The following is a 16,817-nucleotide window of genomic DNA, read 5'->3' on the forward strand; positions in this document are numbered from 1 at the left end:
TTGTGATCGAAAATCTGCGTAACATCGCCATCATCGCCCACGTTGACCATGGTAAAACCACCCTGGTCGACAAACTCCTGCGCCAGTCCGGCACCCTGGAGCGTAACGAGCTCAACGACGAGCGCGTGATGGACTCCAACGACCAGGAAAAAGAGCGCGGCATTACCATTCTGGCGAAAAACACCGCCATCAACTGGAACGGCTACCACATCAACATCGTCGACACCCCCGGCCACGCCGACTTCGGTGGCGAGGTTGAGCGTGTAATGTCGATGGTCGACTCCGTGCTGCTGCTGGTCGATGCCCAGGACGGCCCGATGCCGCAAACCCGCTTCGTGACCAAGAAGGCTTTCGAAGCTGGCCTGAAGCCGATCGTCGTGATCAACAAGGTTGACCGCCCGGGCGCGCGTCCTGACTGGGTTCTGGACCAGATCTTCGACCTGTTCGACAACCTCGGTGCCACCGACGACCAGCTGGACTTCCAGGTTGTCTACGCCTCGGCCCTGAACGGCATCGCCGGTCTGGACCACACCGACATGGCTGAAGACATGACCCCGCTGTACCAGTCGATCGTCGACAACGTACCGGCGCCGAACGTTGACGTCGATGGCCCGTTCCAGATGCAGATCTCCGCTCTGGACTACAACAGCTTCCTCGGTGTTATCGGCGTTGGCCGTATCGCCCGTGGTCGTATCAAGCCGAACACCCCGGTTGTTGCCATCGACACCGAAGGCAAGAAGCGTAACGGCCGTATCCTCAAGCTGATGGGCCACCACGGCCTGCACCGCGTCGACGTTGAAGAAGCCCAGGCTGGCGACATCGTCTGCATCAGCGGTTTCGACGAGCTGTTCATCTCCGACACCCTGTGCGACATGAACAACGTCGAGGCGATGAAGCCACTGACCGTTGACGAGCCGACCGTTTCGATGACCTTCCAGGTCAACGACTCGCCGTTCTGCGGCAAGGAAGGCAAGTTCGTCACCAGCCGTAACATCAAGGAACGTCTGGACAAAGAGCTGCTGTACAACGTTGCACTGCGCGTTGAAGAAGGCGACTCGGCTGACAAGTTCAAGGTTTCCGGCCGTGGTGAGCTGCACCTGTCGGTTCTGATCGAAACCATGCGTCGTGAAGGCTTCGAGATGGCTGTAGGCCGCCCTGAAGTAATCATCCGCGAAGTCAACGGCGTGAAGCAGGAGCCGTTCGAGAACGTCACCATCGACATCCCTGAAGAATCCCAGGGCAAGGTCATGGAAGAAATGGGCCTGCGTAAGGGCGACCTGACAAACATGGCGCCGGATGGCAAGGGCCGTGTACGTCTGGAGTACAACGTACCTGCTCGCGGTCTGATCGGTTTCCGTAACCAGTTCCTGACCCTGACCAACGGTGCTGGCATCCTGACCTCGATCTTCGATCGCTACGACACCATGAAAGCCGGCCAGATGTCCGGTCGCCTGAACGGTGTACTGGTTTCGATCGAGACCGGCAAGGCGCTGACCTACTCGCTGGAAACCCTGCAGGCTCGCGGCAAGCTGTTCATCGAGCACGGCCAGGACATCTACAACGGTCAGATCATCGGTCTGAACAGCCGTGACAACGACCTGGGCGTGAACCCGACCAAGGGCAAGAAGCTCGACAACATGCGTGCTTCGGGCAAAGACGAAGTCATCGCCCTGGTGCCGCCGGTTCGCCACACCCTGGAACAGGCCCTGGAATTCATCCAGGACGACGAGCTGTGCGAAGTGACTCCGAAGTCGATCCGCCTGCGCAAGAAGATCCTGGACGAAGGCGAGCGTACCCGCGCTGCCAAGAAAGCCAAGGCTTGATCGTCTAGCTTGAGCTGAAACAAAAACGCCCCCGGTCGAAAGGCCGGGGGCGTTTTTTTATGTCCAATTCTGAGTGAAGCCAAGGGTAGTGGCTGCCTGCGGTCTCTCACGCACACGTGCCTTTATCAATGGTAAATGCTTGGGGCCTGGTAGGGCTTCAGGTTGGTGTCAGTCTGAAAAAAGTTTGTTTGAGGTAAGGGAAATGGGAACTCGTTATGGCGACTAAATCTTTTATCACGTCAAGGCTATGGTAAAGGTCACCGGCTGAGCGGCTGTTTCCCTGTGTGAGAATATCTAAAGGTATTTTAACTTTCAGTCTCCAATCGCTATGTTGAGATCAGGAGATTGAAGTAATGGTAGGTTTGACTGCTTGTAAAAATATCTGTGTGATTGATGATGGAATAACGGACGAAGAGCACACGAAAATATTGAGGCTCCTAACTGGCTCGCTCTGGCGTTATGGCTGGCCCTATCCTTATGCTCCCCTTGATCGTCCATGTTGGCACAGTTTTATCGCCGGTACTCGCAGAAATGAATTGGAAGACTGTGAGCAAGAACTACGAGAGCGACCGGACTGGGCTTTTCTGGCGAATATCTGGGCACGTATCAAGGCTGCGCATATGCCTTCGGCGACCCTGTTAGGGGTATACGCCAATGGTCAAACAAGCAGCCAGGATGGTCCTATTCATCGTGACAATACAGCCGAGGCGCCAGGGAAAACTGTAATGCTGTTTTGCAGCGAGTACTGGGCCACCTGCTGGGGTGGTGAGCTTGTATTCTACGACGCTGACAAAGAAAGTATTGTGCTGTCGGTACAGCCTAAGCCGAGGCGGGTTGTAATCTTCAATGGGGAAGTGCCGCATGGTGCTCGGGCGCCTGGTGTGAGTTGTAATCGGCTGCGTATGAGCATCGCCTTCAAGACATTGATCAGGGAGTAGCGAAAGATGATCAAAACACTTGAGATTATCTTGGGCTACGTTGAAAAACCGGTAGCGGTGGGTGCGGCAGCTACTTCCCTGACGGATCAGTACAATAGCGACACGTCAGGGTTCGTTCTAGTGAATCAGAGTGCCCAAACCGGAGCTGCAGTCGCCGGGGTCACATCAATAGTAAAGCTGACTGCGGGTTTTACACCCTTCCTCAATATCAAGGTGAATACGCTTGCTGCGACTACAGTATTTCTAAAAATTACTGCTCAGTACAAGACCGACCAGAAATTTGAAAAAGGTGACGTCCTGAGCCTGGTTGGAAATGTTGCGGGGATTGTCGGCAGTATAAGCTTGCTTGCTGGGGCTGGCACTCCCGCAGTTATTTTTACTGCTGTGGGCGTTGGGGCTAATGCCTTGGGAATACTCAATTCCGACGCGGCAACAAATTTGTATCATTCATTTATCTCACCTGTAGTGCAAAAACATTTCGTTGCAAATACAAATGCCACCTACCCTGATTACTGGGTAGCGCCGGACTTGGCCCTTGCATCGCTCGCCCAAATCAGCGCAATCTATGCGGGCCGAGTTGCGGTAACCCAGTGGAACCCCGATACGCAAGGCGTGGTGCTTGGAAGTGACCTTTCTCACCTGTACGGAATATCTGGCGGTGGCGGGGGTGGCTATATTGAGCCGGACTTCGGTGGCGGGCCTATGGTATTCCCATTACCGGAACTCCCCAGGTGGAATATTGATATAGGTCCTATAGAGATCATCCCGCCTGGCGGGGGCGTAGGTGGAGTTGATAGGTATCATTAAAGATTTTTAGGTGATTTTCCTATTTAGAATAGCAGGAGGGACATGTGCAGTCATTTTCTGGATTCATCAAGTTGCTCAGGGTGTCCCCTCCTTTAAAGCGAGCTCAATTGCTCGCGATTGTCGCGATTACGATGCTTGCAGGTGTTGCGCTTTATTACAGTCAGCTGGAAATATATAAGGCCCCTGATTTGTCTAGGCTGCTAGTTATCGAGGGGCGAGTATCCGGTTATCCAGACGTTTGGGAGCATAACCGTTCGCTAGTACATTTTGGTGTAGCATATAAGCTTGATGGAAAGCGGGAGGGTAAACGTGTCTATACTTACCGGAAGTTGTATGAGGTATCGAGGCTTCGTATCAATACGAAGGTTATTCTTACAGTGGAACGTGGGGATGATGGTAGCACCGTGCGTGAACTCGCCACGTTGGACGGGCAAGTACTTTATGACGATCGTCTCAATCAACAGGTCGTGGTTTGGAACAATGAATCGATAATGTCCACGGTCGTGTTGGGTACCTTGGCATCAATAGTGACCGCCATAGCCGCGATCGTTATGGTTGTACTTCATCTGCGCGACCTTGCTCGGCAGGGTTGATATAGAAGCAGAGCACTTCCCATTCTTGCTCATCCGGGTCCCAAACGCCCCCGGTCGCATGGTCGGGGGCGTTTTTGTTTGTTTGGCGCAGGTTTTTGTAGGGGATATCTCAAGCTCAAGTAGGCTGTATCTTCCACGGCCTTTTGCGTCTTGTACGTGCTTGTTGTGATGCCTAGCGTGGAATGAATTCTCAAAGCAGGAAGCATGTCCATGAATTACCGTTTAGCGCTGGCCATCCCCTGCCTGATGGCAGGTTTGCAGGCTTGCACCGTGCATGACTGTGCCAACCCGCGTCCTCAGGATGTCGTCCGGTGCCATATTGGCAAGGTGCGCCAGGCACCCTTGGAATCCGTATTGCTCGAGCAAAGCTCAGAGCCAGGCTATGTATTCCGCCGCCTGCAGATGGTTTCGCAGGTGTGGGATCCAACCCCGGTGGTTGAGCCGCGTCGCTGGGAGCATGATGTCGAGTTGCACATCCCAGGTAATGCGGTGCCTGGCAATGCCTTGCTGGTGGTAAACAACGGTGTGCGGCATGGGCCGGCGCAAAACCCGGACTACACGCGAGAGGTGTTGCGCGAAGTCGCTCTGAAGACGCAGGTGGCCGTGGTCATGATCAGCGATGTGCCCAATCAGTACGTGACCTTCAGCGATAACGAGAAGCCCTTGCGCGAGGATGACGCCGTTGCCCATACCTGGGCTCATGCGCTACGCGGCGCCGTGCCGGAATTGCCACTGCACGTGCCGATGGCCGCGGCGGCAAGCCGGGCGATGGATCTGGCTGAGCAGGAGCTGGCAAAGCAAGGGCTTACGGTGGACCGCTTCATTATCACAGGTGCCTCAAAGCGCGGCTGGAGCGCGTGGCTCACGGCCTTGGCCGATGAACGGGTGATGGCCATCGTGCCAAGTGTGATCGATGTGGCGGACACCTCTGGCATGCTGGCCGGATTGCGCAAGCGCTATGGTGGTCACTGGCCCCTGGCGCTGGGTCCCTACCAGCAGGCTGGTGTTCTGCAGCAACTGGGCACCCCAGCTTTCGATCAGCTGATGGCGACGATGGACCCGATGCAGTACCTGAACGAGAAGGGGCAGCGTCTGGCGATTCCCAAATACCTGGTTTCCGCCAGTGGTGATGATTTTTTCGCCCCTGACCCGATTACTGATTATCAGCAGCGCCTGCCGGGCCAGACCAGCCTCAGGGTGCTGCCGAATTCGGACCATGGTGGGGTGCGTCAGGCGGTAGTCAGCACCCTGGTGCCTGCGCTGACGCGCTTGCGCGATGGCACACCTTTGCCAAGCGTGCAGGTGTCCTCCAGCGGGTATGGCGGGCAGATGAGCGTCGACTTCTCTGAGCCGCCAGTGGCGGTGAAGGTGTGGACGGCGAGCAACAGCCAGGACCGTGACTTCCGTTTTGCCTGCGGGGTGCGCTACCAATCCGAGACGCTCGCTCCGATGCAGCGCTTCACCCTGCAGCGCACGCCGCCAGCGGTGGGATGGCAGGCGCAGTTCGTCGAAGCGAAGTTTGCTGATGGCTTTATCGCTACCAGCCCGGTCAGCGTGCTGCCGCAGACCTATCCCGAACATCCACCAGCGGAGCAGGGTGGTGCGTGCAGGAGCTTTCCCTCTGGCGGAAAGTAGAAATCCGGCTTGGCACATAATTGGCCAGCAGTGGCCACTTTGCGGCCCTTCGCGGGCTTGCCCGCTCCCACAGGTGTGTCGCTGAACCCATGATTTGCGCGACCCTTGTGGGAGCGGGCAAGCCCGCGAAGAGGCCCTTGAAGGCTAGCGATCAGCGCCCGACCACCTTGGGCTTGTACGCACAATACCCCGGCCGCGGCCCGACCTTGGGGTGGTTGCGGCAGGTATCCGGCCGCTTGTCATAAATGGTGCACAGCCGGCTTTTACGATCCAGGTACAGGCAGTCATCATTGCTCATCCGGGTCAGGGTGAAGATCCCCGACTTCTGGTTGAAGCGTTCGATGATGCCGTCCTTCTGCAGGCGCTTGGCGATGTTCTTCGGCGGTTCGTCTTTCTCGAACTCGTCGACCACGCCGATACGGATCAGATCCTTGATCTTCACCTCCACCGGCAGGGTGCAGCAGGTCGAATGGCAGCCATGGCACATGTTGCTGGTGTAGCGCTGCCAGGTCTCCAGGCGGTCGACTTCGGCCGCGGCGATCAGGGTCGTTTTCATCGTTATGGGGGTGTATCACGGTCTTGGGGCGCGCGATCATACCGGAATTGTTCAATTTATGAACAACCTTTTGCCGGAATCGCAGAGTGGGCATGAAAACTGCGAACGCTAACTGTCACTCCCTGTCGAAGGGTCTAGGCTCAACAGTCTCCCTCCGCTTTCGTCAACTTGCCCGAGGATGCCGCATGTCCCAGGAACCCAAAGCTCGTGACGCCGAGGTGGCCGAATTTCGCGCCGCTGTACTGGACAAGCTGACCTACGCGGTCGGCAAGGACCCGGAGCACGCTTTCGACCACGACTGGTTCGAAGCCATCGCACTGGCCGCGCGCGATCACATGGTCGATCACTGGATGGACCACACCCGCCAGGCTTATCGCCGCAGCCAGAAGCGGGTCTATTACCTTTCCCTCGAATTCCTCATCGGCCGCTTGCTGTACGACAGCCTGAGCAACCTGGGCCTGCTCGACATTGCCCGCGACGCACTGGAAGGGCTGGACGTGGACCTGGAGCGCATCCGCCTGCTCGAGCCCGATGCCGCGCTGGGCAACGGTGGCCTGGGCCGCCTGGCGGCGTGCTTCATGGAGAGCATGTCGACCCTGGGCATCGCTGCTCACGGTTATGGCATCCGCTACGAGCACGGGCTGTTTCGCCAGGCCATGGTCGATGGCTGGCAGCAGGAGCAGACCGAGAACTGGCTGGACTTCGGCAACCCCTGGGAGTTCGAGCGCGCCGAGGTGATCTACCCGATCAGCTTTGGCGGCAGCGTCGAAACGGTGCACGACACCCACGGCCAGCAGCGCCAGGTGTGGTGGCCGGGCGAGACCGTGCGAGCGGTGGCTTATGACACCCCGGTAGTCGGTTGGCGCGGGGCCAGCGTGAATACCCTGCGCCTGTGGCGTGCGCGGGCGCTGGAAGAGCTGCACCTGGAACGCTTCAATGCCGGTGACCACCTGGGTGCGGTAGCCGAGGTGGCGCGGGCCGAGAGCATTTCGCGGGTGCTGTACCCGGCCGACAGCACCGAGGCGGGCCAGGAACTGCGCCTGCGCCAGGAGTACTTCTTCGTCTCGGCTTCGTTGCAGGACTTGCTGCGCCGCCACCTGAACATGCACGACAACCTACTCAACCTGCCGGATGCGGCGGCCATCCAGCTCAACGACACCCACCCGTCGATCGCCGTGGCCGAGCTGATGCGCCTGCTGGTCGACCAGCATGAAATCCCCTGGGATACCGCCTGGGAGCTGACCGTCGGCACCCTGGCCTACACCAACCACACCTTGCTGCCCGAAGCCCTGGAAACCTGGCCGGTGGCGCTGATGGAACGCATGCTGCCGCGGCACATGCAGATCATCTACCTGATCAACGCCTACCACATCGACGCGCTGCGGGCGAAAGGCCTGCACGACTTCGACGTGCTGCGGGCCGTGTCGCTGATCGAAGAAGACAACGGCCGCCGGGTGCGCATGGGCAACCTGGCGTTCCTCGGTTCGCACAGCGTCAACGGTGTGTCGGCGCTGCACAGCAAGCTGATGAAAAGCACGGTGTTCTCCGAGCTTCACAAGCTCTACCCGCAACGGATCAACAACAAGACCAATGGCATTACCTTCCGCCGCTGGCTGTACCAGTCCAACCCGCAGCTGACCGCCATGCTGGTCGAGGCGCTGGGCCCTGAGTTGCTGGACGATCCGGAAGGGCGCCTGGTCAATCTGGTGCCGTTCGCCGACAAGAGCGGCTTCCGCAAGCAGTTCGCCGCGCAGCGCCTGCACAGCAAGCGTGCCCTGGCCAGCATCATCCAGGACCGCCTGGGCGTTACAGTGAACCCCGAAGCGCTGTTCGATGTGCAGGTCAAGCGCATTCACGAATACAAGCGCCAGTTGCTGAACCTGCTGCACACCGTGGCGCTGTACCAGGCCATGCGCAACGACCCCGGTACCGACTGGGTGCCGCGGGTGAAGATTTTCGCCGGCAAGGCCGCGGCCAGCTATCACCAGGCCAAGCTGATCATCAAGCTGGCCAACGACATTGCCCGGGTGGTGAACAACGACCCCACCGTGCGCGGCCTGCTGAAGGTGGTATTCCTGCCCAACTACAACGTCAGCCTGGCTGAAAGCATCATCCCGGCGGCGGACCTTTCCGAGCAGATTTCCACCGCCGGTTACGAAGCCTCCGGCACCAGCAACATGAAGTTCGGCCTGAACGGCGCGCTGACCATCGGCACTTTGGATGGTGCCAATGTCGAGATGAGCGAGCAGGTGGGTACCGAAAACATGTTCATCTTCGGCCTTACCGCGCAGCAGGTGGAGGCCAGACGGCGCGATGGGGACTTTGGCGCCAGTGCGGCGATTGCCGCGTCCAGCCGCCTGAACGATGTGTTGCAGGCTGTTCGCAGCGGGGTGTTCTCGCCGGACGACCCGTCGCGCTATAGCGCGCTGATCGACGGGCTGGTGGCTCATGACCGCTTCCTGGTGTGTGCCGATTTCGATGCCTACTGGGATGCCCAGCGACGGGTCGAGGAGCTTTGGCACACGCCGCAGGAATGGTGGCGCATGGCGGTGCTGAATACCGCGCGGATGGGCTGGTTCTCCTCGGACCGGACCATTCGGGAATATGCCAGCGAGATCTGGAAGGCTTTGGATTGAGGTAAGCCTGTGCCGGCCTCTTCGCGGGCACGCCCGCTCCCACATGGACTGCACAAGGTTTCCAGGGTTGTGCAACTCCTGTGGGAGCGGGCGTGCCCGCGAATGGGCCCACAACCAGACCACCGGCCTGGCGCGCGCTGAACTACCGACCTATTGTGCCGTCTGAGAGCCGTGGCGAGTCTCATCACTCGCTAGCCCGCAACTCTCCCTGTAAACTGCGGGGGTTTTTATCCCCCAATCCTTTCGGAGCCATACATGTCCCGCGTTACCCTGAGTCGCTATCTGATTGAGCAGACCCGCAGCAACAATACCCCTGCCGATCTGCGCTTCCTGATCGAAGTGGTGGCGCGTGCGTGCAAGGAAATCAGCCATCACGTGTCCAAAGGCGCCCTTGGTGGTGTGCTGGGCAGCATGGGCACTGAAAACGTGCAGGGCGAAGTCCAGAAGAAACTGGACGTGATTTCCAACGATATCCTGCTGGAAGCCAACGAGTGGGGCGGCCACCTGGCCGGCATGGCTTCCGAAGAAATGGACAACGCCTACCAGATCCCGGGCAAGTACCCGAAAGGCGCCTACCTGCTGGTCTTCGACCCGCTGGACGGCTCGTCCAACATCGACGTCAACGTTTCGGTCGGCACCATCTTCTCGGTACTGCGTTGCCCTAACGAATACCTGAGCCAGAACGAAACCCTGAACGAAAATGCCTTCCTGCAGCCAGGCACCCAGCAGGTCGCCGCCGGTTACGCCATCTACGGCCCGCAGACCATGCTGATCCTGACCCTGGGCAACGGCGTCAAGGGCTTCACCCTGGACCGCGAACTGGGCAGCTTCGTCCTCACCCACGAAAACATCCGCGTGCCGGAAAGCACCGCAGAGTTCGCCATCAACATGTCCAACCAGCGCCACTGGGAAGCCCCGGTTCAGCGCTACGTGGGCGAACTGCTGGCAGGCGAGACCGGCCCGCTGAAGAAGAACTACAACATGCGCTGGATCGCCTCGATGGTGGCCGACGTACACCGCATCCTGACCCGTGGCGGCCTGTTCATGTACCCACGTGACGCCCGCGAGCCGAGCAAGCCGGGCAAACTGCGCCTGATGTACGAAGCCAACCCGATGTCCTTCATCATCGAACAGGCCGGCGGCGCCTCCACCAACGGTTACGATCGCATCCTCGACATCCAGCCAGAAAGCCTGCACCAGCGTGTGTCGGTAATCCTGGGCTCGAAGGAAGAGGTCGAGCGCGTCACCGCCTACCACAAGGAGTAAGTCATGCTCGCACCTTGGCAGCCGTTGCTGGAGTGGTGGTTCGGTTGGGGCACCAGTCCCCAGGCCGTGGCTGACGAGAAGAGCACGCTGTGGTTCGGCAAGCATCATGATGCCGAGGCCCATGCGCTGTTTGGCGAGCTGGTCGAGCATGCCCTGGCGGGTGGGCTCGACGAGTGGCAGCAAAGCCCGCAGGGCTGGCTGGGCCTGCTGATCCTGCTGGACCAGCTGCCGCGCATGATCCATCGCGACACGCCGCGTGCCTTCGAGGGCGACCGGCGTGCCCAGGTGGTGGCGATGCAGGGTTTGCAGAAGAACTGGGATTACCAGCTGTTGCCGATCCAGCGGGTGTTCGTGCTGCTGGTGCTGGAGCATGCCGAGGTGCTGGACTGGCAGAACCTGTGCGTCGAGCGCTACCAGGTGCTGCTGGACGAGCAGCCCGAAGCCAACCGCCGGTTGTTCGAAGGCTTCCTCGACTACGCCGAGCAGCACCAGCGGGTAATTGCCCGTTTCGGGCGCTTCCCGCACCGCAACCTGGTGCTGGAGCGGCCGAGTACCAGCGAAGAGATGGACTTTTTGCTGGAGCCTGGGTCCAGGTTCTGAGGTTTCGTGGCCTGCTGCGCAGGCCGTCGCAACGCAAGGCCGCTCCTTCACGGAGCGGCCTTTTTGTTTGGGCGGGGTAATTCTTTGTGATTAATCGCACAGTAGTGGCCATCCGACCAATGGCGTAGGGGTAGAGGAGGGAGGTCAGGGAACCTGGGAGGGTTTTTACCGTCGAAGGTCACTGCAGGCCACTCGCCTGTATCCCCTGTCCAGGAGTGTCCTTCATGTCGTTGCGTTCCCTCGCCCTGTTGTCGCTGTGCGTCGTCCTGACTGCCTGCAGCAAGATCAACCAGGAAAACTATTCCAAGATCAAGGCCGGTATGAACAAGGCCGAGGTCGAGCAGTTGCTCGGCACGCCGACCGAGTGCTCTGGCGCGCTGGGGATGAGCAGCTGCACCTGGGGGGACGAGAAGAGCTTCATCAGTGTGCAATACGCGGCTGACAAGGTGCTCATGTATTCAGGGCAGGGTCTCAAATGAGGCACCTGTATCTGCTGATGGGGGTATGCCTGGCGCTGCTGCTGGGCGGTTGTGCCGGCTCCGTGCATGACCCGCTGGCGCCGAAAACCGCGGGCAACATCGACCTCAAGCGCTACCAGGGCAAGTGGTACGAGTTGGCGCGCCTGCCGATGCGCTACCAGACTGGCTGCGAGCAGTCCGAAGCGCACTACAACCTCCGGCTCGATGGTAGCCTCGGCGTGCTCAACCGCTGCCGCACCATGGGTGATGAATGGCTGCGCGCCGAAGGGCATGCGAACATCCAGGAGCCAGGGCACACCGACAAATTGTGGGTCGAGTTCGACAACTGGTTCACCAAGCTGGTGCCAGGGGTGGCGAGGGGCGAGTACTGGATTCTGTATGTGGATGATCGCTACCGCACGGCGGTGGTCGGCAGCCCGGACCGCAAGCACTTGTGGCTACTATCGCGTACGCCGACGCTACCAGCCTGGGAGCGCGAGAACCTGATGTCCAAGGCCCGGCAGCAGGGGTATGACACCAGCCGGCTGATCTGGCGGGCATCGGACCAGCAGATCGTCAAGAGGCACTGAATTTCTGGGGGTTGCCTTGCAACCCATCGCGGGCACGCCCGCTCCCACAGGTTCTGAGCTAAACGCTGTGGGAGCGGGCGTGTCGGGGCGCCGAACCGCCGCGAAGGGCTGCAAAGCAGCCCCAATACACTCAACCCAAAAGCTGTCGCAACACCTCGGCAAACGCCTGCGCGCTTTGCTCTTCCTGCGCATGCCGCCCCTGGCGCACCACCCACTGCCCATTCACCATCACATCCCGCACCTGGCGATCGCCGCCGGCAAACAGCCAGCGGTTGAGAATCGCATCCCCATCGGCCATGGCGATGTAAGGGTCCTGCCCATCGAGCACCAGCCAGTCGGCGCGCTTGCCCACGGCCAGTTCCCCGACCGCCTGCCCCAGCGCCTGCGCGCCGCCCGCCAGGGCAGCGTCATACAGCGTGCGCCCGACCATCGGCTGGTCGCCGCGATACAGGCGGTTACGCCGCTGGTCGCGCAGCCGCTGGCCGTATTCCAACCAGCGCAGTTCCTCCACCACGCTCAGCGACACATGGCTGTCCGAACCAATGCCCATGCGCCCACCCTGCGCCAGGTAGTCCACTGCCGGGAAAATCCCGTCGCCCAGGTTGGCCTCGGTGGTCAGGCACAGCCCGGCTACCGCGCCACTGCGGGCCATGGCGGTGACTTCATCCGGCTCGGCATGGGTGGCATGCACCAGGCACCAGCGTGGGTCCACGTCCACGTGCTCGTACAGCCACTGCAGCGGGCGCAGGCCGCTCCAGGCCAGGCAGTCGTCGACTTCCTTCTGCTGCTCGGCGATATGGATATGCACCGGGCACTGCTTGTCGCTGGCTGCCAGCACTTCGGCGATCTGCCCGGGCGTCACGGCGCGCAGCGAATGGAAGCACAGACCCAGTTGCTGCGCGGGTTGCGCAGCCAGCAGCGGGGCCAGCTGCGCTTGCAGTTGCAGGTACTGTTCGGTGGAGTTGATGAAGCGCCGTTGCCCATCATTCGGGGCTTGGCCGCCGAAGCCTGCGTGGCTGTACAGCACCGGCAGCAAGGTCAAACCAATGCCGCTGTCGGCTGCAGCCGCGCTGATGCGGCGAGACAGTTCGGCCGGGTCGGCGTAGGCCTTGCCGGCCTGGTCATGGTGCACGTAGTGGAACTCGGCGACCGAGGTGTAGCCCGCCTTGAGCATCTCGATGTACAGCTGACGGGCGATGACCTGCAGCTGCTCCGGGCTGATCTGGCCGACCAGGCGATACATCAGGTCGCGCCAGGTCCAGAAACTGTCGTTGGGGTTGCCGGCGACTTCCGCCAGCCCCGCCATGGCGCGCTGGAAGGCATGCGAGTGCAGGTTGGGCATGCCGGGCAGCAGCGGGCCGGCCAGCCGCTCGGCGCCTTCGGCCGAGGCACCCGGTTCGATGCGGGCCACATGGCCATCACTGGTGACCTCGATGCGGACATGGCTGGCCCAGCCCGTGGGCAGCAGGGCGCGTTCGGCGAAGTAGGCGGACATCGGTGAAAATCCTGTTATTGTTAACTTGTATATACATATACAGGCGTTTGCCTGCCGGGTAAACTGCGGCAAGCTACCGCTCATTCCATTTGCACAAGGATCCAACGCCGTGCCGACACCACCTGTCTCCGCGCTGGTTGCCCAGATGGGCGAGGGCCCGGCTCCGCTGTACGCCCGGGTCAAACAGATGATCATCCAGCAGATCGACAACGGCAGCTGGCCACCGCATCACCGAGTGCCCTCGGAGAGCGAACTGGTCAGCGAGCTGGGCTTCAGCCGCATGACCATCAACCGCGCCCTGCGCGAACTTACCGCCGAAGGCCTGCTGGTGCGCATGCAAGGGGTCGGTACCTTCGTGGCCGAGCCCAAGGGGCGTTCGGCGTTGTTCGAGGTCAACAACATCGCCGACGAAATTGCCGCGCGTGGCCACCAGCATAGCTGCCAGGTGATCACCCTCACCGAGGAAACGGCTGGTTCCGAGCGGGCCCTGGCCCTGGACATGCGCGAAGGCCAACGGGTGTTCCACTCGCTGATCGTGCATTTCGAGAACGGCGTGCCGGTGCAGATCGAGGACCGCTACGTCAATGCGGCGATCGCCCCCGATTACCTCAAGCAGGACTTCACCCGGCAGACGCCTTACGCCTACCTGTCGCAGGTGGCGCCGCTGACCGAGGGTGAGCACGTGGTCGAGGCAATCCTGGCCGAGCCGGAAGAATGCCGCCTGTTGCAGATCGAGCGGGGCGAGCCCTGCCTGCTGATCCGCCGTCGCACCTGGTCCGGCCGCCAGCCGGTGACCGCCGCGCGGCTGATCCACCCCGGTTCCCGTCATCGCCTGGAAGGACGTTTCAGTAAATGAGTCAGCTGCAGTTGTTGCGTGCGCAGGGCTACCCGCGCATGCCGTGGAAGAACGGTGGCGGTTTCACCGAAGAGATTACCCGCGACAGTGGCGAAGGCCTGGACGGCTTTGGCTGGCGCTTGTCGATTGCCGATATTGAGGAGTCCGGCGGGTTTTCCACCTTCGCCGGCTACCAGCGGATCATCACCGTGCTGCAGGGTGACGGCATGCGCCTGCTGGTCGACGGCCAGGCCAGCAGGCCTTTGCTGCCGTTCGATGCCTTCGCCTTCAGTGGCGAGAGCCAGGTCAGCTGCAAGCTGCTGGGCGGGGCGATCCGCGATTTCAACCTGATCTATGCACCGCAGCGCTACCGGGCACGGTTGCAGTGGTTCGATGGCACCAGCCGCTTGTACAGTTCGGCGTCGACGGTGTTGCTGTTCGCTGCCAGCAGCCAGGTCGAGGTGGGCATTGCCGGGCGCGAGACGCAGCGGTTGGGGTTGTATGACTGCCTGCGGCTGGAGGGCAATGACCAGTTGCTCGGGTTGGATGTGCAGGGGCGGTTCTGCCTGATCGAACTCGTTTCACGTTGAGATAGCCGGGGGCTGCTGCGCAGCCCTTCGCGGGCTTGCCCGCTCCCACAGGTACAGCGCACGCCTTGAAGGCAGTGGAGCTCTCTGTGGGAGCGGGCAAGCCCGCGAAGGGCCGCGCAGCGGCCCCATTTCTTTTGCCGCTCAGCGGAAAAGTCCAATTATTTTGGTTGTCCATGCTTGTACATACAAGTAAAGGTGTGTTTGTATATCTACCACGACATACCCGCCCGCGGACGACCGCAGAGGACCTTTCCCGTGACCGACAACAACAAATACCGTGACGTTGAAATCCGTGCCCCACGTGGCAACAAGCTGACTGCCAAAAGCTGGCTGACCGAAGCGCCACTGCGCATGCTGATGAACAACCTCGATCCACAGGTCGCGGAAAACCCGAAAGAACTGGTGGTGTACGGCGGTATCGGCCGCGCTGCCCGTAACTGGGCGTGCTACGACAAGATCGTCGAGACCCTGACCCGCCTGGAAGACGACGAAACCCTGCTGGTGCAGTCGGGCAAGCCGGTCGGCGTGTTCAAGACCCACAGCAACGCCCCGCGCGTACTGATCGCCAACTCCAACCTGGTGCCGCACTGGGCCAACTGGGAGCACTTCAACGAACTGGACGCCAAGGGCCTGGCCATGTACGGCCAGATGACCGCCGGCAGCTGGATCTACATCGGCAGCCAGGGCATCGTCCAGGGCACCTACGAAACCTTCGTCGAAGCCGGCCGCCAGCATTACGGCGGCAGCCTGAAAGGCAAGTGGGTACTGACCGCCGGCCTGGGCGGCATGGGCGGTGCCCAGCCACTGGCCGCCACCCTGGCCGGTGCCTGCTCGCTGAACATCGAATGCCAGCAGAGCCGCATCGACTTCCGTCTGGAAACCCGCTACGTCGACGAGCAGGCCACTGACCTCGACGACGCCTTGGCACGCATTGCCAAGTACACCGCCGAAGGCAAGGCCATCTCCATCGCCCTGCACGGCAACGCTGCTGAAATCCTGCCAGAGCTGGTCAAGCGTGGCGTGCGCCCGGACATGGTCACCGACCAGACCAGCGCCCACGACCCGCTGAACGGTTACCTGCCAGCCGGCTGGACCTGGGAACAGTACCGCGACCGTGCGCAGACCGAGCCGGCTGCAGTGGTCAAGGCCGCCAAGCAGTCGATGGCCGTGCACGTGCAAGCCATGCTCGATTTCCAGAAGCAGGGTGTTCCGACCTTCGACTATGGCAACAACATCCGCCAGATGGCCAAGGAAGAAGGCGTGGCCAATGCCTTCGACTTCCCGGGCTTCGTGCCGGCCTACATCCGCCCGCTGTTCTGCCGTGGCATCGGCCCGTTCCGCTGGGCGGCGCTGTCCGGTGATGCCGAAGACATCTACAAGACCGACGCCAAGGTCAAGGAACTGATCCCCGACGACGCCCACCTGCACCGCTGGCTGGACATGGCTCGCGAGCGCATCAGCTTCCAGGGCCTGCCGGCACGTATCTGCTGGGTTGGCCTGGGCCTGCGCGCCAAGCTGGGCCTGGCGTTCAACGAAATGGTACGCAGCGGCGAGCTGTCGGCACCGATCGTGATCGGCCGTGACCACCTGGACTCCGGTTCGGTGTCCAGCCCCAACCGTGAAACCGAAGCCATGCGTGACGGTTCCGACGCCGTCTCCGACTGGCCGCTGCTCAACGCCCTGCTGAACACCGCCGGCGGTGCTACCTGGGTTTCGCTGCACCACGGTGGTGGCGTGGGCATGGGCTTCTCCCAGCACTCTGGCATGGTCATCGTCTGCGACGGTACCGATGAAGCCGCCGAGCGTATCGCTCGCGTGCTGACCAACGACCCAGGGACCGGTGTGATGCGTCATGCCGATGCCGGTTACGACATCGCCATCGAGTGCGCCAAGGAGCAGGGTCTGGACCTGCCGATGATCACTGGCTGATCGCCACGCTTTGGATCGCACCCCACAAGGGGTGATACTGAACAACAAGAAGGAGCACGCAGGCAC

General features: G+C 60.9%; 15 protein-coding genes. 13 read left to right on the forward strand and 2 right to left on the reverse strand.

Annotated elements, in window-relative coordinates; translation table 11 throughout:
- The first annotated feature begins 2 nt into the window (after positions 1-2).
- The 5 genes from typA to B2790_RS03910 all read left to right on the forward strand — a co-directional run bounded on the left by typA (position 3) and on the right by B2790_RS03910 (position 5,796).
- Positions 3-1,823 carry a translational GTPase TypA gene (gene typA, locus B2790_RS03890; protein ID WP_003259874.1) on the forward strand — a complete coding sequence of 607 codons (1,821 nt, stop codon included), beginning with the start codon at positions 3-5 and terminating at the stop codon, positions 1,821-1,823.
- A 353-nt stretch (positions 1,824-2,176) separates the two neighbouring features.
- Positions 2,177-2,761, forward strand: coding sequence for a 2OG-Fe(II) oxygenase (locus B2790_RS03895; RefSeq protein ID WP_080604908.1), 585 nt, complete (start codon positions 2,177-2,179; stop codon positions 2,759-2,761).
- Positions 2,762-2,767: 6 nt separating this feature from the next.
- Positions 2,768-3,568: a hypothetical protein gene (locus B2790_RS03900; protein WP_286918303.1), complete on the forward strand. Its 801-nt coding sequence runs from the start codon at positions 2,768-2,770 to the stop codon at positions 3,566-3,568.
- 44 nt (positions 3,569-3,612) lie between these two features.
- On the forward strand, positions 3,613-4,161 hold the full coding sequence (locus B2790_RS03905; RefSeq protein ID WP_286918304.1) for a hypothetical protein: 549 nt from the start codon (positions 3,613-3,615) through the stop codon (positions 4,159-4,161).
- A 210-nt stretch (positions 4,162-4,371) separates the two neighbouring features.
- Entirely contained in the window at positions 4,372-5,796 is a 1,425-nt protein-coding gene (locus tag B2790_RS03910) for a PhoPQ-activated pathogenicity-related family protein (RefSeq protein WP_286918305.1), read from the forward strand.
- A 151-nt stretch (positions 5,797-5,947) separates the two neighbouring features.
- On the opposite strand, the gene B2790_RS03915 is transcribed toward B2790_RS03910, so the two are convergent.
- The gene (locus B2790_RS03915; protein ID WP_003259873.1) at positions 5,948-6,352 is read right to left on the reverse strand and encodes a YkgJ family cysteine cluster protein; all 405 of its coding nucleotides are present in this window, start codon (positions 6,350-6,352) and stop codon (positions 5,948-5,950) included.
- Between the two features lie 185 nt (positions 6,353-6,537).
- On the opposite strand from B2790_RS03915, the gene B2790_RS03920 reads away from it, so the two are divergent.
- The 5 genes from B2790_RS03920 to B2790_RS03940 all read left to right on the forward strand — a co-directional run bounded on the left by B2790_RS03920 (position 6,538) and on the right by B2790_RS03940 (position 11,902).
- Positions 6,538-8,988 carry a glycogen/starch/alpha-glucan phosphorylase gene (locus tag B2790_RS03920; RefSeq protein WP_025340933.1) on the forward strand — a complete coding sequence of 817 codons (2,451 nt, stop codon included), beginning with the start codon at positions 6,538-6,540 and terminating at the stop codon, positions 8,986-8,988.
- A 255-nt stretch (positions 8,989-9,243) separates the two neighbouring features.
- Entirely contained in the window at positions 9,244-10,254 is a 1,011-nt protein-coding gene (locus B2790_RS03925; protein WP_025340932.1) for a class 1 fructose-bisphosphatase, read from the forward strand.
- A gap of 3 nt (positions 10,255-10,257) precedes the next feature.
- A complete protein-coding gene (locus B2790_RS03930; protein ID WP_085587764.1) occupies positions 10,258-10,854 on the forward strand; it encodes a DUF924 family protein in 597 nt (198 codons plus the stop codon).
- A gap of 224 nt (positions 10,855-11,078) precedes the next feature.
- The gene (gene bamE, locus B2790_RS03935; protein ID WP_003249234.1) at positions 11,079-11,333 is read left to right on the forward strand and encodes an outer membrane protein assembly factor BamE domain-containing protein; all 255 of its coding nucleotides are present in this window, start codon (positions 11,079-11,081) and stop codon (positions 11,331-11,333) included.
- Positions 11,330-11,902: a lipocalin family protein gene (locus B2790_RS03940; protein ID WP_286918306.1), complete on the forward strand. Its 573-nt coding sequence runs from the start codon at positions 11,330-11,332 to the stop codon at positions 11,900-11,902. The genes bamE and B2790_RS03940 overlap by 4 nt, the downstream gene beginning before the upstream one ends.
- Positions 11,903-12,032: 130 nt before the next feature.
- On the opposite strand, the gene B2790_RS03945 is transcribed toward B2790_RS03940, so the two are convergent.
- A complete protein-coding gene (locus B2790_RS03945) occupies positions 12,033-13,397 on the reverse strand; it encodes a formimidoylglutamate deiminase (protein ID WP_286918307.1) in 1,365 nt (454 codons plus the stop codon).
- A 145-nt stretch (positions 13,398-13,542) separates the two neighbouring features.
- Between B2790_RS03945 and hutC the strand changes: the two genes are divergently transcribed.
- From hutC to hutU, 3 genes are all read left to right on the forward strand, one after another.
- Complete coding sequence (hutC, locus tag B2790_RS03950) at positions 13,543-14,253, forward strand: histidine utilization repressor (RefSeq protein ID WP_013974563.1); 711 nt, start codon at positions 13,543-13,545, stop codon at positions 14,251-14,253.
- Positions 14,250-14,822: a HutD family protein gene (locus B2790_RS03955; protein ID WP_013974562.1), complete on the forward strand. Its 573-nt coding sequence runs from the start codon at positions 14,250-14,252 to the stop codon at positions 14,820-14,822. The genes hutC and B2790_RS03955 overlap by 4 nt, the downstream gene beginning before the upstream one ends.
- A 255-nt stretch (positions 14,823-15,077) precedes the next feature.
- Positions 15,078-16,751 (forward strand): urocanate hydratase, encoded by a 1,674-nt coding sequence (hutU, locus tag B2790_RS03960; RefSeq protein WP_013974561.1) that lies wholly within the window; start codon positions 15,078-15,080, stop codon positions 16,749-16,751.
- Positions 16,752-16,817 lie beyond the last annotated feature (66 nt).

This window comes from Pseudomonas sp. UBA6753 (genome assembly GCF_002453565.1).
GTDB classification, from domain to species: domain Bacteria; phylum Pseudomonadota; class Gammaproteobacteria; order Pseudomonadales; family Pseudomonadaceae; genus Aquipseudomonas; species Aquipseudomonas putida_Z.

What these genes read in the sequence shown, in the direction of transcription:
- B2790_RS03895 (WP_080604908.1), top strand. Translation starts at nt 2,177, where the DNA reads ATGGTAGGTTTGACTGCTTGTAAAAATATCTGTGTGATTGATGATGGA.
- B2790_RS03900 (WP_286918303.1), top strand. Translation starts at nt 2,768, where the DNA reads ATGATCAAAACACTTGAGATTATCTTGGGCTACGTTGAAAAACCGGTA.
- B2790_RS03910 (WP_286918305.1), top strand. Translation starts at nt 4,372, where the DNA reads ATGAATTACCGTTTAGCGCTGGCCATCCCCTGCCTGATGGCAGGTTTG.
- B2790_RS03915 (WP_003259873.1), bottom strand. Translation starts at nt 6,352, where the DNA reads ATGAAAACGACCCTGATCGCCGCGGCCGAAGTCGACCGCCTGGAGACC.
- B2790_RS03920 (WP_025340933.1), top strand. Translation starts at nt 6,538, where the DNA reads ATGTCCCAGGAACCCAAAGCTCGTGACGCCGAGGTGGCCGAATTTCGC.
- B2790_RS03925 (WP_025340932.1), top strand. Translation starts at nt 9,244, where the DNA reads ATGTCCCGCGTTACCCTGAGTCGCTATCTGATTGAGCAGACCCGCAGC.
- B2790_RS03930 (WP_085587764.1), top strand. Translation starts at nt 10,258, where the DNA reads ATGCTCGCACCTTGGCAGCCGTTGCTGGAGTGGTGGTTCGGTTGGGGC.
- bamE (WP_003249234.1), top strand. Translation starts at nt 11,079, where the DNA reads ATGTCGTTGCGTTCCCTCGCCCTGTTGTCGCTGTGCGTCGTCCTGACT.
- B2790_RS03940 (WP_286918306.1), top strand. Translation starts at nt 11,330, where the DNA reads ATGAGGCACCTGTATCTGCTGATGGGGGTATGCCTGGCGCTGCTGCTG.
- B2790_RS03945 (WP_286918307.1), bottom strand. Translation starts at nt 13,397, where the DNA reads ATGTCCGCCTACTTCGCCGAACGCGCCCTGCTGCCCACGGGCTGGGCC.
- hutC (WP_013974563.1), top strand. Translation starts at nt 13,543, where the DNA reads ATGGGCGAGGGCCCGGCTCCGCTGTACGCCCGGGTCAAACAGATGATC.
- B2790_RS03955 (WP_013974562.1), top strand. Translation starts at nt 14,250, where the DNA reads ATGAGTCAGCTGCAGTTGTTGCGTGCGCAGGGCTACCCGCGCATGCCG.